The organism is Streptococcus oralis (assembly GCF_001075675.1).
Classification (GTDB): domain Bacteria; phylum Bacillota; class Bacilli; order Lactobacillales; family Streptococcaceae; genus Streptococcus; species Streptococcus oralis_V.
Map to the genome: position 1 here is coordinate 38,372 of NZ_JUNW01000053.1, position 14,810 is coordinate 53,181.

At 41.9% G+C, this 14,810-nt stretch carries 14 protein-coding genes; all 14 read right to left on the reverse strand.

Going from position 1 to position 14,810, the window contains the following annotated elements; translation table 11 throughout:
• Positions 1 to 55: 55 nt before the first annotated feature.
• On the reverse strand, positions 56 to 2,215 hold the full coding sequence (locus ADM50_RS07295) for a LicD family protein (RefSeq protein ID WP_001011684.1): 2,160 nt from the start codon (positions 2,213 to 2,215) through the stop codon (positions 56 to 58).
• A gap of 21 nt (positions 2,216 to 2,236) precedes the next feature.
• Entirely contained in the window at positions 2,237 to 3,205 is a 969-nt protein-coding gene (locus tag ADM50_RS07300; protein WP_049485097.1) for a glycosyltransferase family 2 protein, read from the reverse strand.
• Complete coding sequence (locus ADM50_RS07305; RefSeq protein WP_049485098.1) at positions 3,202 to 4,038, reverse strand: LicD family protein; 837 nt, start codon at positions 4,036 to 4,038, stop codon at positions 3,202 to 3,204. Before ADM50_RS07305 ends, ADM50_RS07300 begins: the two co-directional genes overlap by 4 nt.
• Positions 4,039 to 4,181: 143 nt before the next feature.
• Positions 4,182 to 5,477 (reverse strand): LCP family protein, encoded by a 1,296-nt coding sequence (locus tag ADM50_RS07310; RefSeq protein ID WP_049485100.1) that lies wholly within the window; start codon positions 5,475 to 5,477, stop codon positions 4,182 to 4,184.
• Positions 5,474 to 6,322, reverse strand: a complete 849-nt coding sequence (pheA, locus tag ADM50_RS07315) for a prephenate dehydratase (protein WP_049485101.1) — start codon at positions 6,320 to 6,322, stop codon at positions 5,474 to 5,476. The genes ADM50_RS07310 and pheA overlap by 4 nt, the downstream gene beginning before the upstream one ends.
• Positions 6,319 to 6,795: a shikimate kinase gene (locus ADM50_RS07320; RefSeq protein WP_049485102.1), complete on the reverse strand. Its 477-nt coding sequence runs from the start codon at positions 6,793 to 6,795 to the stop codon at positions 6,319 to 6,321. Before ADM50_RS07320 ends, pheA begins: the two co-directional genes overlap by 4 nt.
• Positions 6,788 to 8,071 (reverse strand): 3-phosphoshikimate 1-carboxyvinyltransferase, encoded by a 1,284-nt coding sequence (gene aroA, locus ADM50_RS07325; RefSeq protein WP_049485103.1) that lies wholly within the window; start codon positions 8,069 to 8,071, stop codon positions 6,788 to 6,790. The genes ADM50_RS07320 and aroA overlap by 8 nt, the downstream gene beginning before the upstream one ends.
• A gap of 89 nt (positions 8,072 to 8,160) precedes the next feature.
• A complete protein-coding gene (locus ADM50_RS07330) occupies positions 8,161 to 8,499 on the reverse strand; it encodes a YlbF/YmcA family competence regulator (RefSeq protein WP_049485104.1) in 339 nt (112 codons plus the stop codon).
• A 10-nt stretch (positions 8,500 to 8,509) separates the two neighbouring features.
• Entirely contained in the window at positions 8,510 to 9,613 is a 1,104-nt protein-coding gene (locus ADM50_RS07335; protein WP_049485105.1) for a prephenate dehydrogenase, read from the reverse strand.
• A gap of 9 nt (positions 9,614 to 9,622) precedes the next feature.
• Complete coding sequence (aroC, locus tag ADM50_RS07340; RefSeq protein ID WP_049485106.1) at positions 9,623 to 10,789, reverse strand: chorismate synthase; 1,167 nt, start codon at positions 10,787 to 10,789, stop codon at positions 9,623 to 9,625.
• A 9-nt stretch (positions 10,790 to 10,798) separates the two neighbouring features.
• Positions 10,799 to 11,866, reverse strand: a complete 1,068-nt coding sequence (gene aroB, locus ADM50_RS07345; RefSeq protein ID WP_049485108.1) for a 3-dehydroquinate synthase — start codon at positions 11,864 to 11,866, stop codon at positions 10,799 to 10,801.
• 18 nt (positions 11,867 to 11,884) lie between these two features.
• Positions 11,885 to 12,739: a shikimate dehydrogenase gene (locus tag ADM50_RS07350; protein WP_049485110.1), complete on the reverse strand. Its 855-nt coding sequence runs from the start codon at positions 12,737 to 12,739 to the stop codon at positions 11,885 to 11,887.
• Complete coding sequence (gene aroD / locus ADM50_RS07355) at positions 12,729 to 13,406, reverse strand: type I 3-dehydroquinate dehydratase (protein ID WP_000767778.1); 678 nt, start codon at positions 13,404 to 13,406, stop codon at positions 12,729 to 12,731. The genes ADM50_RS07350 and aroD overlap by 11 nt, the downstream gene beginning before the upstream one ends.
• Positions 13,403 to 14,566: a class I SAM-dependent rRNA methyltransferase gene (locus ADM50_RS07360; RefSeq protein ID WP_049485111.1), complete on the reverse strand. Its 1,164-nt coding sequence runs from the start codon at positions 14,564 to 14,566 to the stop codon at positions 13,403 to 13,405. The genes aroD and ADM50_RS07360 overlap by 4 nt, the downstream gene beginning before the upstream one ends.
• Positions 14,567 to 14,810: the final 244 nt, after the last annotated feature.

The window sequence follows — 14,810 nt, forward strand, 5'->3', positions numbered from 1 at the left end:
GTTCTATTCTCCTAAATTTGACTATATTTTTAAACGTTTCTTAATCCCAATCCCGTCATTTAGACCTTTTAACAATCTTCCATAATTTAAAATCATGATGAGATACTCTTTGTTCAACCGGTGGCAATTGCATATAGTCTCCGTAGTCTGAGGTCAAAATTTCATGATAGTTCTTCGGAATGGTAAATTCCTTACCTTCAAATGTTCCAGTAGTAACTTGTTCCAGCCATTCACGTCTCCACACTGGTTTGTTCATATCCTTGTAGATAAGATAATCCACTTGCTCATAATCTGAGACTTTACGGGATTTTGCAAGCTCTTCAATCTGGGCAACGTATTTGTTCGTATTGGTGAAATAGAAAATAATAACTGACACATAACGTAGCAGTGAATTCAGTACACTTTTTGTATTGGTAATGCCTTTGAAGGTATAGCAACTCAATTGACGTTTCTTTATCAGTTTCGTCATCTTGTTTTTAAATTGTACGTCATCCTCGTAGCCATCTACAGGGAAAATATCTACATAGATTCCCATATTCGAATCGATGCGAACATCTTCTTCCAGCAAGTAGGTATGGTTATCCTGCACTTTCATGAAGGGATAGACATAGTTGAGATTGTTTTTATAAGACATGACCTCGTAACGTTCATCAGGGTTAGCGATAAGGTAGTCTTGCAATTTTTCATAATCTTCTCGTAACATGCAGATATCCATGTCATCATCCCAAGGGATAAATCCTTTATGGCGTACAGCACCAATTAGACTTCCATATGCTAAGAAATACTTGACTCCAATTTTCTGACAAACTTCATGAATATACTCCATGATTCCAAGTTCCATTTGTTGAATTTCATTGATGTCTGTTACTTCTTGGTACCGAACTCCTTCATCTCGTTTGCAGACTACGAGTCCATAGCCAATCGCTAGCCAGAAGATGATATTAATAAAGTTGGTTGAATACATAATCTGACTTTCAAATAATTGACCAAACAAGATACCAAAGAATAGGATCATGATCAATTTATCAGTATGTTTCTTGGAAACAATCAAATACGTTAAAAAGCGCTTGATGACATAAGCCAGTACAAGAAGGAAGGATACCAAACCTAGAACTCCCGAACTGACAAATATGGTCACAAAAATGTTATGGAAATTCCCACCGATAAGGGAGTTTTGAATCTCAAATTTACTGAAATATTCTGTGTAGTAATCTGGAACATTTCGTACACCATAACCAAAAATTGGTTTGGCACTTCCCATCTTGATGGCATTTTTCCAGATATAGGTTCTACCACTTGGTGTTGTTTCAATCAGATGGAGCTCACCGTTCTTCTTAGTGACAGACGAATCTGTCTCAGCATAGGATTGTCCTTTGTTTAAATCTAAGACAGTCGCAGTTTCAGATGAGATATAGATTGAAGTTACATAGCTTAATCCAATATTAGTTGCAGTAATCAGCAAACCAGCAACTATAAAAGTGAGGAAGCGTTTAACGATACTTCCTCTAGTAGCAAAGAAACTATAGAGTCCAATCATGAGAAGTAAAGAAAGTAAGGCTCCTCGACTTTGCATCGTTGCGAAGTAAACGAATTGAATCACATTGTTCAGTTTAAGATAAACAGAATATTTACTTCCTTTATGGATCAAATACATAGCCAAAATAATGCTAATGTATGAAAATATCGCACTAGCATTTGGATTGACAATCCCCCACAGACGTCCATTCATGACACCATAGTAATAAGATTGTTCGCCAATCTTAAATAGGATAAGGACTCTACTTACCAATAAACCAAACGCAAAAATTGCTGAAGAAAAAGATACAATTTGAACCGTATAGGCAATCCAGTCAAATAATTTTTTAAGTTGCCCTGATTGTAACATGGTAAATAATAAAACATAGGTTACCATGAAGAGGATTTCAATCACATTTCCAATCAGATGTCCAGAGCGATTGAAAATAGCTGATAGCAGATGACTTCCAGCTAAGAGTCCAAATAAGGATAGAAATTTACGATCTGCTGTGATTTCTTTCCACTTAAACAATAAGGTATAGCAAATATAAAGCACTACAATCGCTGATAATCCCTTGTAGAGGGGATTTGCTATCTTATAAACCAGTGAACTCATACTTAAAATCGAAATAAAAACAAATAGATACGCAATCCATAGTTTTGATTTTTCAAAGTATTCATCCATTTTTGAAAAATTCATTTTCAACTCCTTCTCATGATATTAGTTTTTCAATCCAACAATTTTCTTATATAGCCATGGAGAAATGACAAGTGAAAGGATCGCTACCTTGCGAAAAGTAGTGAAATAAGCATCCTTCCATATTTCGCGTCGGTGCTGAACAATCCAATTCCTCAGCTCGGCTTTCTCCTTTTGATACTCTTCACGTGAAGTAAAGATAATTTTATCGTAAACTGTGATGTACGACCAACATTCTCTATTTATTAATTCGTATTTTAAATTAGGGAAGGCTTGTGAAACTTGAGCAATTATTTGCTGATAAACTTCTATCGTGTCAAATACATGTCGATTAACAGATGTTGTTGCACTTCCCTCACGATGGTCATAAAAATAAACAGGTTTGTCAATAAATACGCAACTGCATCTTGTCTTTAGTAGCAATTCAGTTAAAAAAAGGGCATCTTCAGCTAGGTGATAGTTTGTATTAAACTTTTCATCCGCAAGCAGGTCTCTCTTAAACAGTTTTGCAACTGGAAAAAATGATGTTCTGGTAGTCATCAGTAGTTCCTTCATGGTTTCTTCTGTTGACCAGAGTTCTGTTTTTCCTGAATGTGAAGGTAGGTCTGTTACAATTCCGTTTTTGATATGGTGCAGAGGAGCAATTACAAAGCCTACATTCAACCCTTCAGCTGCACTTGCTAAAGTAGCTAGGTAATCCTGGGTAACGAAATCATCGCTATCAATAAAGGTAACCCAAGAACCCGTTGCTAGCTGAATTCCCATATTTCTAGCATTTGAAACACCAGCATTTTCGATATGATAAACCTTGATATTCTCATACTGAGACGCTAAGTGATCACAGATCTGTCCACTGGAATCAGTAGAACCATCATTGATTAGGATTAACTCAAAATGGGCATAAGTCTGTTGAAGAATCGACTCCACACATCGCTCCAGATAGGCTTCTACATTGTATACCGGAACGATAACGCTTATTTTTTCTCCCATCATGCTCCGTATTCTCCCTTGTACTCTGTGTAGCTCTTGTCCATGTCTGCTATAATAGCATCATGATGCGGTACTTGCTTGTCCGCTGGTGGCGGTGTCATATAGTCCCCAAAAGCAGTGCTGAGATAGGCATCATAACCGACTGGGATGGGCATCTCAGTTCCTTCAAATGGCAAAAAGAGATTGTCTTCAAAGGATGCGATTGGGTATTTGTTTCGCATGTAGCCAGGACCTGAGCATAATTCCGTAATTCCATCGCTCTCAGCCAGACCATACTTGGTCATTTCTTTTTCAGCTTTTTTCCAAATGCGATAACGTAGAGATTTTGGAGTCAGGCCGAGTAAGATGCGACTTCCCCATTTCATTATGGCACCATGCTTTTCTGGGATAGTTTGGGCGCAAAAGAGTGAATAAATCAAGGCCCAACGAACCTGTTTCTTACGCTCAGCTGGATTTTTAGGATAATAATCTAAAGGCAACACATCCAAGGCTAAACCGTGTGGCAAATCCAAATCCTTCTGATAAGGCTTGATACAAGTGGTTTCCTTGTCACGAATGGTAATAAAAAGGTTACGGTCTACAAAATCTTTGTTACTCTTTGACAAGAAATAACGCTCGTCTGCATAACGTGGCCACAGTTCTGCTAATTTTTCATAGTCCTTACGTGGCATGAAAAAGTCTAGATCATCATCCCAAGGAATGAAGCCCTTATTACGAAGGGCGCCAATGGCTCCTCCACCACAGAGATAGCACAACAAATCATGTTCTTTACAAAATGCGACGAAATATTCAGCCATTTCCAGACTACGAGCCTGAATCGCTTTCAAATCACTCATGTCTCTCCTCTTCTGTCCAATAACGAGTTATATCGTTTTATTATACCATAAAAAAGCCCTAAAAATCCATCAGATACTAAGAAAAATCAAAGCCTAAACCACTTTTTCACTGGTGATTCAAACTTTGATTTTTTTATAGTATTCTATCTCATTCCCATTTGGGCGAGTTTGGTCTGGTATTTATTTTGATCAACTAGAAGTCCTTGTCCACCATAGATATCATAAGCGTCTACCCAGTCACCAAGTTCTGGGACGGTGAGTCTTTCAATGCCATTTTGAGCACCTTCTAGGACAGATAAGCCATTGGTCAACAAGAAGCTATATGGTAGATTTGTTGATGTCATGCCAAAGACTTTTCCAAGTGCCTCTGATCCCGTAAAGAGCTTGGTTGGATCTTTGATTTGCTCAAGAACTGCTGACATGACTTGTTGCTGACGTTTGGTACGGCCATAGTCTCCCTCATCATCATCGCGGAAGCGAGCATAGTTCAGCAAGGTGGAGCCATTCATCTGCTGTTTTCCAACTTTGATGGTTTGGGTTGGCGATTCTGTCTCTGTTGCATGAAGGTCATCTCCAACTGTGGCTTCTGTTAAAGGTTGACCATTCAATGTTGAGAATTGGGCATCAATCGTTACTCCGTCAGGGAAGAGGGTATCAATAGCTGTTGCAAAGGCCTGGAAGTCAACTAGAGCATAGTACTTAATATCCAAATCAAAGTTGTCTTTTAGAACCTTGCGGACCATTTCAGCCCCTTTTTGCCCTTCTTGTTCCCCAAGTTCATAGGCAACATTTAGTTTGTTATCCGTCTGTTTCTGGCCATTTACAATCTTACTGTACCCGTCGATATAAACCAAGTTGTCACGCATAAAGCTGACTAACTTGAGCTTCTTATCTGATCCGCTGACATTCAGCACCATGATTGTGTCGGTACGTGTCTCCGCACTATTTTGACCGATACGGCCATCTGTCCCCATGACTAAAATATTCACACCATCTTTGGTATCCTGACCGTTAAAGACCTCTACTTGAGCTGCCTTGGCGTCAGCTGGTTTATTTGTTGGATTGGCTGCTGACTGGAACCCTCGAAGAAACATGAAAATCATCCCTGCAGCCACACATGTAATCAACAGCAAGAACCAAGTCAATATTCGTTTGAAGCCAATTCTTCTCTTTTTCTTTTTGACTTTAGGTTGAGGAGCTACCTTTTCACGTTTCTTAGACCGACTTCTACTGCCATAAGTCGGAAGATCAATATCTCTACCCCAAGTTTCTTCTTTTTCTTCTTGGTAGAAATGGTGAACTTCAGACTTGAGACCTGCCATCTTCTGTTGCAGATAATCAAACTCCCTCCGTTCACGGTCGTTGAGGTAATGGATATTTTTGAAGAGATAGTCATAACGTAACTGCTCATGATGACTTAAAGGATTTTCTTTGCTCATTGACTCTCCTTTTCTATATCAGTTATGGTAAAAATCGGGTAGGTTCCCAGTATCTTGTGCTGGATCCCAATGGCTTCTAGTTCTTGTCTTGCAAAATGAACCAGTTCTTTGTCACTATAGTCTACATCGATAATGAAAAAGTATTCTCCTAAGGCTGTTTTAAGGGGGCGACTTTCAATCTTTGTTAAGTCAATCCCTCTCCAAGCAAAGGTCGAAAGTGCCTTGTAAAGAGCACCAGGTAAGTTGTCTGGCAAGGTCAAGGCCAAACTCATTTTTTCAGCTTGCGAGTTCAAAGGAATCTTCGGTATCTCTGCCCCTAACACCCAAAAACGTGTGAAATTGGCTTCCATTTCCTGAATATCCTCTGCAATTAATTCCAAGCCATATTCTTCAGCTGAACTTTTAGGAGCAATAGCTGCATAAGGTTGGTCTGGATGTTCCGAAATAAAGCGAGCCGCATAGGCTGTACTAGCAGTCACCTCGATTTGAGCCTCGGGATAGTGTTCATCGATGAATTTCTTTCCTTGAGCCAGAGCCTGAGGATGGGAAAAGATTTTCTCAATTTTTGACTGACCTGGAACTACCATCAACTGCTGGTGAATGGGTTGAACGATTTCTGCAACTGCTTGGATGCGAGCCTGGTGAAAAAGGTAATCCAAGCTTTCATGAACGCTACCCTCGATAGAATTTTCAACTGGCACCACCGAATAGTCCACCAAGCCTTGTTCATAGGCCTTGATGACATCTGTGATATTGGCAAAAGCCTGCAATTCCTCTTTGGGAAAAGCTGTCTGCACAACATGATGCGAAAAAGATCCCTTGGGACCTAGATAGGCAATTTTCATCTCAGTTCCTCTATAATTTCCTCTGGGCTTAACTTGGTCACATCCAAAACCCGACTGGCTACTTCCTCATACCAAGCTTGTCTTTCATGGAAAATAGCTGCTAGTTCTTCCTTACTTCTGTTAAGAAAGAGCGGGCGCTGATGGTCCTTATCAGCTGCGATACGTTGGTAGAGGGTTTCAAAATCTGTTTTTAGGTAGATGTTATCAGGATTGGTTTTGAGCAAGTCACGATTTCTCTGAGAAATGATAACTCCTCCGCCAGTTGACACAACTCGGTCCGTTTTTAGTAAGTCAGCTAGGACTTCTGACTCTATTTGACGAAATGCCACTTCTCCTTTTTCAGCGAAGAAATCCGCAATGGACATGCCCAAATGTTCCTCGATTAAGGCATCCATATCGATATAGTCTGGGTCCAAGCCTCTAGCGATTGTCGACTTGCCTGCCCCCATAAATCCAAGTAATACCTTAGCCATGAGTCATGCTCTCCAAATCATCAAAGAAGCTAGGATAGCTAGTGTTGATGGCTTCAGCACGGTCAAGTTCCACTTCTCCATCCGCAACCAAGAGGGCTGCAATGGCTGTCATCATTCCAATTCGATGGTCACCAAACGTATTGACTCTAGCGCCATGAAGGGCTGATTTCCCTTTGATAATCATCCCATCTGCTGTGGGGGTGATGTCCGCTCCCATGCTATTTAAGGCATCAGCCACCACCTGAATGCGGTCAGTTTCCTTGACCTTGAGTTCCTCAGCATCCTTAATGACTGTTACACCTTGCGCTTGTGTCGCTAAAAGGGCAATAATAGGTAATTCATCAATCAAGCGTGGAATCAAAGCTCCACCAATCTCTGTTCCTTTCAGGTCTGAAGATTCGACAGTCAGGGTTGCTGATTTAGCGACTGGATCGATTTCAGTTATTTCTAGTTTTCCACCCATGGCGCGAATGACATCAATAATACCAGTACGCGTTTCATTGATGCCCACATTCTGCAGCACCACACGAGAATCTGGAACAATCAAACCTGCGACCAACCAAAAGGCTGCACTGGAAATATCTCCTGGAATTATAACCTTTTGTCCAGTCAGTTTTTGCGGTCCTTGAACTGTGATTTTCTTTCCGTCCACACTTAATTGACCACCAAATTGCTGTAGCATATCTTCGGTGTGGTTTCGAGTACACTCTTTTTCAATAATAACGGACTCCCCCTGAGCCTGCAAGGCTGCAAATATCAAGGCAGACTTGACTTGAGCAGAGGCGATTGGTAACTCATAATGAATAGGTGTTAGATTTTTTGTTCCTTTGAGGCGAAGAGGAGGCAGGTCTCGCTCAGTTTGTCCCGAAATGCTGACGCCCATTTTTTTCAATGGAATCGTCACACGATCCATAGGACGTTTAGAAAGACTATCATCTCCAAACATCTCTACTTCGAAGTCTGCACCAGCAAGGACACCTGAGATCAGGCGAATCGAGGTGCCAGAATTCCCCATATCCAAGGCGTTTTGCGGAGCTTTTAAGCCATCCATTCCAACACCTTGAATGGTAATAACCCCATCTTTGTCCTCAATTTCAACACCAAGGTCACGAAAAACCTGCATGGTTGAAAGTACATCCTCTCCACGCAGAATATCATAAACCTTAGTCTCGCCCTCAGCCAAACTTCCAAAAATAATCGAACGGTGACTGATAGACTTGTCACCTGGAACTCGGATACTGCCATGTAAGTGGCGAATGTTTGTTTTTAGTTTCATAGTTGACCTCATACTTGCAATACTTTTCTTATTTTATCACAAAAAAGCCAGAAATTCCTGAAATTTCTGGCTTTTATACAGATAAAATACTATTTCAATAATTCCGAAACAGGTTCAAAGACAATTTTTTCAATGTCAGAAAGGTAAATAGACAATTGTTGCTGTTTGGCAAAAAAATCTGACAAAAGAGCATTCTCTTGGATTTGCTTACTGAAGGACTGCATCTTTTCTTGGAAAGAGGTATCTGGCATTTGTCCAGTTTGAGCCATGACTTGGATTTCTTGCTGGAAGGCGATATAGTCTGCAAAAATCTTGCTAGCTTGTTCATCAGCTTGGATGGCATCTTTGGCTGCCTTAACCGCCTTGTATTCTGGTAATTCGCGTAATCCACGACTAAGTTCATTTGCACTATCGTAAATATTTGACATGATTTTCTCCTTATTTGATGACGACTGTGTAGTCCGTATTTTCTGTAATTAAGCGCTCAGCTCGTTCCATATCCTGAGCATTTTTAAAGGAAATTTGTAGAATCCCGTGAACATCTTCACGGTTTTCTTCGTTGATGTGGATATTAACCAAAGAAGTCCCACGAAGTAATTCCAAAATTCGCAAGATAACATCTTCTTCATCGGGAACATCGACATAGAGGTCATAAGAACTATCCACACCACCACGTTTATGGATTTCCATGGCCTGACGTTGCTCACGTGCTTGATTGAAAAAGTTCCAAATTTGCTCTTCATCTCCCCTGCTAATGGCTTGTCCAACCTCATCTAGGCGCTCCTTGAAATCCGCAATTCGATCTAGGATAGTCTCACGATTGGACAAGAGAATGGAAGTCCACATACCTGGCTCGCTTTCCGCAATGCGAGTCATATCTCGAAAACCACCCGCCGCAAAGCGCCTTGCCATTTCATGATCTTGAGCATAGACAGCTGTTTGCTCCATGAGACCTGATGCCAAGATATGGGGAAAATGGCTAATCTGTGAAGTTACTCGATCGTGCTCCTTGGCATCAATATCAATGAAACGAGCATGGAGACCTGAAAGTAGGTCCTTCATTTCCTCAAGCGTGTCTGAACTAGTCAAACTAGATGGAGTAAAGATATAGTAGGCATTTTCAAAGAGATTAACATCCGCAGAGGCAGCCCCTGTCTTGTGGCTACCAGCCATGGGATGAGCCCCGACAAAGCGGACAGGCTTGCCAGCTAAATATTCCTCCGCTGCTTCCACAATGGCTGACTTGGTTGAGCCGGCATCCGAGATAATGACACCTTCTTTCAAGTCTAAATCTGCCAGCTCCTTAATAAAAGCAATGGTCTGTTTGATTGGCAAGGTCAGAATGATGACATCTGCTAGGGGAGCGAAACTGGCAAAATCATCCGTCGCACGGTCTATCATCCCCCGCTCCAAGGCAATGTCTCTCGAAGCCTGACTGCGATTATAACCTAAAATTTCATAATCAGGATGATCGCGCTTGATACCGAGTGCCATCGAAGCACCAATCAAACCGAGACCTGCGATATAGATGGTTTTTGGCATAAGGACTCCTTAATAGTTCTTTGTATAGTCTCGGTGCTTGGCAACTGCCTCTTTTAATTCTTCAAGATTATCTGATGAGAATTTTTCAAGGATTTCTTGTGCCAGAACCGTTGCAACAACGGCTTCCATGACCACACCTGCTGCTGGAAGAGCGGTCGGATCACTTCTTTCTACAGTTGCCTTGTAAGGTTCGTGAGTCTCGATATCCACACTCATCAATGGTTTATAGAGAGTGGGAATGGGTTTCATAACACCTCGAACAACGATGGGTTGCCCATTGGTCATGCCACCTTCAAACCCACCTAGATTATTGGTACGACGAGTATAGCCGTCTTCTTTAGACCAGAGAATTTCATCCATAACCTGGCTGCCTTTTCGGTAACCAGTTTCAAAGCCAAGACCAAATTCCACCCCTTTAAAGGCATTGATAGAAACAACTGCTTGGGCCAATCGCGCATCCAATTTTCTGTCCCATTGAACATAAGATCCAAGGCCAACTGGAACACCTCCGACGACTGTCTCCACAACCCCACCGATGGTATCACCGTCACGTTTGATTTGGTCAATATAGTCCTTGATTTCCTGTTCCCGTTCTTGGTTGACAATAGAAACTTCAGACTGGGAAGCCCGTTCCTTAATCTCAGCGATTGTCAGATTTTCAGGTACATCGATTTCCTTGCCACCAAAAACCACGACATGGTTGGCAATCTCCATATCTAGCTCAGCTAAGAGACGTTTGGCTACTGCCCCAACGGCCACCCGCATGGTGGTTTCACGAGCTGATGAACGTTCCAAAGAATTTCGCAAATCATCAAAACGGTACTTGATCCCCCCAACCAAATCGGCATGTCCTGGACGAGGATGAGTGATTTTCCGTTTGCTTTTTAGGCGATCTTCAATGTCCTCAGCAGACATGATGTCCAGCCATTTTTGGTGGTCTTTATTGACGACATCCATGGTAATAGGAGCCCCAGTCGTCTTCCCATGGCGGACACCCGAAGTAAAGACAACCTGGTCACTCTCAATCTTCATACGACCACCACGTCCGTATCCGCCCTGACGACGTTTCAAATCCTCATTGATGTCCTCTGCTGTCAAAGGAAGTCCAGCAGGAATTCCTTCAATGATAGCTGTCAGACGGGGTCCGTGTGATTCTCCCGCAGTTAAATATCTCATAGGTTCTCCTTATTTTACCAAGTAGTCTTTCATCTCTTCCAGAGAAACTGGGTGAATGGTCGCTGAACCAAGCTCTGGTACCAAGACCAATTTCAAGATGTTCCCACGCGCTTTCTTATCATGAGTCAAAGCTTGATAAAGTTTATTAACATCCCAGTTTTCATAGTCAACAGGCAAACCAAATTTCTGACACATAGCTGTGATGGACTTGGTTATTCCAGCTGGCATGAGGCCTTTTTCCTCAGCAACCTTGGAAATCTGAACCATGCCCATGGCTACAGCTTCTCCATGCATGACTGTTCCATAACCTGCCGTTGCTTCTATGGCATGGCCAATGGTGTGGCCAAAATTGAGGTAAAGGCGAACCCCGTTGTCCAACTCATCCTCAACTACCATCTTGCGCTTCACCTGACAAGAATGTTCGATCAAAGTTTCTCCATGCTCCAGAATGCTCTCTACAGAACCATCTAGCTCCGTCAAGAGAGCCCAAAGTTCTGGATCCTCAATCAAGCCATACTTGATAACCTCACCCATCCCTTCAATCAACTCTCTTTTCCCGAGTGTTTCAAGGACAAGCGGGTCAATCAGAACCCCATCTGGTTGGGCAAAAGTTCCCACCATATTCTTAGCAAAAGGAGTATTAACCCCCGTCTTTCCGCCGATAGAAGAATCAACCTGGGCTGTCAAACTAGTCGGAATCTGAACAAAGTGAATGCCCCGCATATAGGTAGAGGCCACAAAGCCAGCTAGGTCCCCAACGACACCACCACCAAGAGCCACGATCCCATCGCTACGAGTCAACCCCTGCTTAACTAGAAATTCATAGACTTTCTGAACAGTGGTTAAATTTTTTCGTTCTTCGCCTTCTAAAAAGTCAAAAACAGCTACCTGAAAACCAGCATCTTCTAGGCTGAGTTTAACCTTCTCTGCATAGAGAGAAGCTACATGGTTATCTGTCACAATGACTACCTTTTGTGGTTGCCAGAGTTCTCGCAACCATTGACCAGCCTGAGCCAGACAACCTTTTTCAATCTGAATATCATAAGGATGATGCGGAATATCGATTCTGATTTTCATAGTAGGGTCTCCTTTTCACTATTTATATTTTTCTGTTAAGGACTGCCAAATCTCGTCTGTCGGCATTTCTTTACCTGTCCACAATTGAAAAGCTTCAGCAGCTTGATAGAGCAACATTCCCAGACCATTGACAGCTGGATTGCCCTGGCTTCTAGCCCATTTCAAAAACGGCGTTTCAAAGGGTTGGTAAATAATATCTGCGACCAAGAGAGCCTCTGGCAAATTGATGCTTTCTGGAACTGGGGACGACTGACCATCCATTCCCACACTAGTCGCATTGACGAGCAGGTCCGACTCGGCAATCCTTTCCTGCAAGACAGAAATATCTTCTAAAGCATACAAGTCTACTTTAAATCCTGTCTGTTCCTGTATCTTGGTCAGATAAGGTCTTGTTTTTTCCATGGAAACTGAACGAACAAAGACTGAAATCTGACTGACGCCATCCAAAATAGCCTGTGCCAAAATGGATTTGGCCGCGCCACCTGCTCCTAGTATGGCCATCTTTTTACCTGAAATTGTAAAAGAAGGCAAGCTCTTAAAGAATCCCTTGCCATCTGTATTATATCCAATTAAATTGCCATTATCATTGACAACGGTGTTGACTGCCCCAATCAAACGAGCCTCATCACTCAACTCATCCAGATAAGGAATCACTTGCTCCTTGTAAGGCATGGAGAGATTAATCCCAAACATCTGGTAACGGCGAATATTAGCGACTGTTTCCGTTAAGTCCCCTGCTTCGATTTCCCAAGCCACATAGACACCATTGGTAGCAGTCGCCTCAAAGGCCCTATTGTGGATAAAGGGTGAAATAGAGTGTTTGATGGGATTTGCAACAACTGCAGCTAAACGTGTATAGCCATCAAGCCTCATCCAAAATCTCCCTGATTTTCTTCATGTTTGATAGCGAAATCTGACCTGGGGCACTCGCTTCATCCAGACTAGCAAATGACCAACTTGAACCTGTCACATCTGAAGTGATACGAGATACCTTGCCCATTTTCCCCATGGAAATGGTCACGTACTCTTGCTCAGGGTTGAGTGTTTTAAATCCTCGAGTGTAATTCATCAGGTCTAAAACATCCTGCTCCGTATGGGCCATAACTGATACCTTGACCACTTTCGGAGAGAGACTGGTCAACTCAGACAAAATTTCCATCATGTTTTCAGGTGTCTCCTGGAAATTATGGTAACTCAAAACAAGATTTGGAAAATCCAACATTTCCTCAAAAACGTCCTTGTAGCTGAAATACTCAAAATCTACATAATCCGGCTGATAAAGCTGAGTAACTTCCTTGATGATTTGAACATACTCTTCTGAGGAAAGTTCGATTTCTCCTCCCTCAGCGCGGGTCCGAAGGGTAAAGACCAGTTCGCGTCCTGCAAATTTCTCAAAGATAGCGGGTGCTACCTGTAAAATAGCGTCCTTTGTAAGAAAGTCCGCACGCCACTCAATGATATCGGCATCTTCATACCTAGTGGCATCCAGTTCTTGTGCTTCTTCTAAACTTCTTGGCATTACTGAAACGATTAATTTCATCTACTAACCTTCATACTAATCACCTTGAGGTAATTACTGCTTTCATCTTTTTTATTATAGGCAAAGTCTGCTGGAAGACCATATTGGTTTAAAATTTGATATTTTCTTCCTGCAAAACCTTTATCAATTTGTTCTGTAAATTTCTGGCGGGAAACATTGGCAGCATTAGTACTGGCAATGATAATGCCTCCCGGATTTAAAATCTCTAGACTCTGGGAAATCAACTTGTGATAGTCCTTAGCTACAGAGAATGTTTGTTTTTTATTGCGGGCAAAGCTAGGCGGATCAAGAACAATCACATCATAGGATAAGCCTTTTCGCTTGGCATACTTGAAGTACTCAAAAACGTCCATGACAATAAAACGATGATTGTCCGTGCTAAGTCCATTTGCATGAAAATGGGCTGCTGACAGCTCTCTAGACCGTTTGGCCAAGTCAACAGAAGTTGTCTCACTCGCACCTCCCATAGCTGCAGCAACTGAAAAGGCCGCCGTATAGGAAAACATATTGAGCAAGGATTTGCCCATGGCTAGACCGTCAACCAGACTCCCACGAACCTCATGCTGGTCTAGGAAAATCCCGGTCATCAAGCCATCATTCATAAAGACTTGATAGAGAACGCCATTCTCAAGAACAGTAAAATAGTCTGGCGCTTCCTCACCATAAACATAGGCAGACTCGTAGTCTAGACCTTTAAAACGAATCTTCTCATAAGCCCCCAAGACCTCAGGAAAAACTTCCTTAAAAGCCTTTACGATCAGCTCACGAATCTGGTAAACAAAGGAGTTGTACCAGGAAAAGACAGCATAATCTCCATAGAGATCAACAGTCAGACCCCCAAAGCCATCCCCCTCTTGGTTAAAAAGGCGAAAAGCAGTGGTCAAGTCATCTTGATAATAAGGCTTTCTAGCTTCCTTGGCCTTACGAAACAGAATTTCAAAAAAGGCTTGATTGAAACCAACCTTTTCCTTGCTGACCAACCAACCGATTCCCTTGTTCTGTTGAGAAAGATAGGCACTCCCTAAAAACTTCCCGTCTTGACTAAGAACTTCTACTGCCTGATCCGTCAGTTCAATATCTGTTAAATCACTCGCTTCCAAAAGAACTAGACCCTTAGCTAGCTTTTTTTCAACACGTCTGCTGACCCTAATTCTATTCATAGCTACTATTATAGCAAATTTTGTGACAATTCTCAAAAAAGAAACCGTTTAACCATTTGTACTTTAGTTTACTGAGTGTCATTTTTGTTCAAATAAGTTTATTCCATTTACTTTTTCACCAAAACATCCTCTCCCTTGTGATGGAAATAGAGATTTTAATCGCTAAAAATAGACAATTTCAGAAATGAGTATAGAAACTTGCGCAAACGTTTGCCTAGTTCTAAACTTTATGGTAGAATAAAAC

What these genes read in the sequence shown, in the direction of transcription:
- ADM50_RS07295 (WP_001011684.1), bottom strand. Translation starts at nt 2,215, where the DNA reads ATGAATTTTTCAAAAATGGATGAATACTTTGAAAAATCAAAACTATGG.
- ADM50_RS07300 (WP_049485097.1), bottom strand. Translation starts at nt 3,205, where the DNA reads ATGATGGGAGAAAAAATAAGCGTTATCGTTCCGGTATACAATGTAGAA.
- ADM50_RS07305 (WP_049485098.1), bottom strand. Translation starts at nt 4,038, where the DNA reads ATGAGTGATTTGAAAGCGATTCAGGCTCGTAGTCTGGAAATGGCTGAA.
- ADM50_RS07310 (WP_049485100.1), bottom strand. Translation starts at nt 5,477, where the DNA reads ATGAGCAAAGAAAATCCTTTAAGTCATCATGAGCAGTTACGTTATGAC.
- pheA (WP_049485101.1), bottom strand. Translation starts at nt 6,322, where the DNA reads ATGAAAATTGCCTATCTAGGTCCCAAGGGATCTTTTTCGCATCATGTT.
- ADM50_RS07320 (WP_049485102.1), bottom strand. Translation starts at nt 6,795, where the DNA reads ATGGCTAAGGTATTACTTGGATTTATGGGGGCAGGCAAGTCGACAATC.
- aroA (WP_049485103.1), bottom strand. Translation starts at nt 8,071, where the DNA reads ATGAAACTAAAAACAAACATTCGCCACTTACATGGCAGTATCCGAGTT.
- ADM50_RS07330 (WP_049485104.1), bottom strand. Translation starts at nt 8,499, where the DNA reads ATGTCAAATATTTACGATAGTGCAAATGAACTTAGTCGTGGATTACGC.
- ADM50_RS07335 (WP_049485105.1), bottom strand. Translation starts at nt 9,613, where the DNA reads ATGCCAAAAACCATCTATATCGCAGGTCTCGGTTTGATTGGTGCTTCG.
- aroC (WP_049485106.1), bottom strand. Translation starts at nt 10,789, where the DNA reads ATGAGATATTTAACTGCGGGAGAATCACACGGACCCCGTCTGACAGCT.
- aroB (WP_049485108.1), bottom strand. Translation starts at nt 11,866, where the DNA reads ATGAAAATCAGAATCGATATTCCGCATCATCCTTATGATATTCAGATT.
- ADM50_RS07350 (WP_049485110.1), bottom strand. Translation starts at nt 12,739, where the DNA reads ATGAGGCTTGATGGCTATACACGTTTAGCTGCAGTTGTTGCAAATCCC.
- aroD (WP_000767778.1), bottom strand. Translation starts at nt 13,406, where the DNA reads ATGAAATTAATCGTTTCAGTAATGCCAAGAAGTTTAGAAGAAGCACAA.
- ADM50_RS07360 (WP_049485111.1), bottom strand. Translation starts at nt 14,566, where the DNA reads ATGAATAGAATTAGGGTCAGCAGACGTGTTGAAAAAAAGCTAGCTAAG.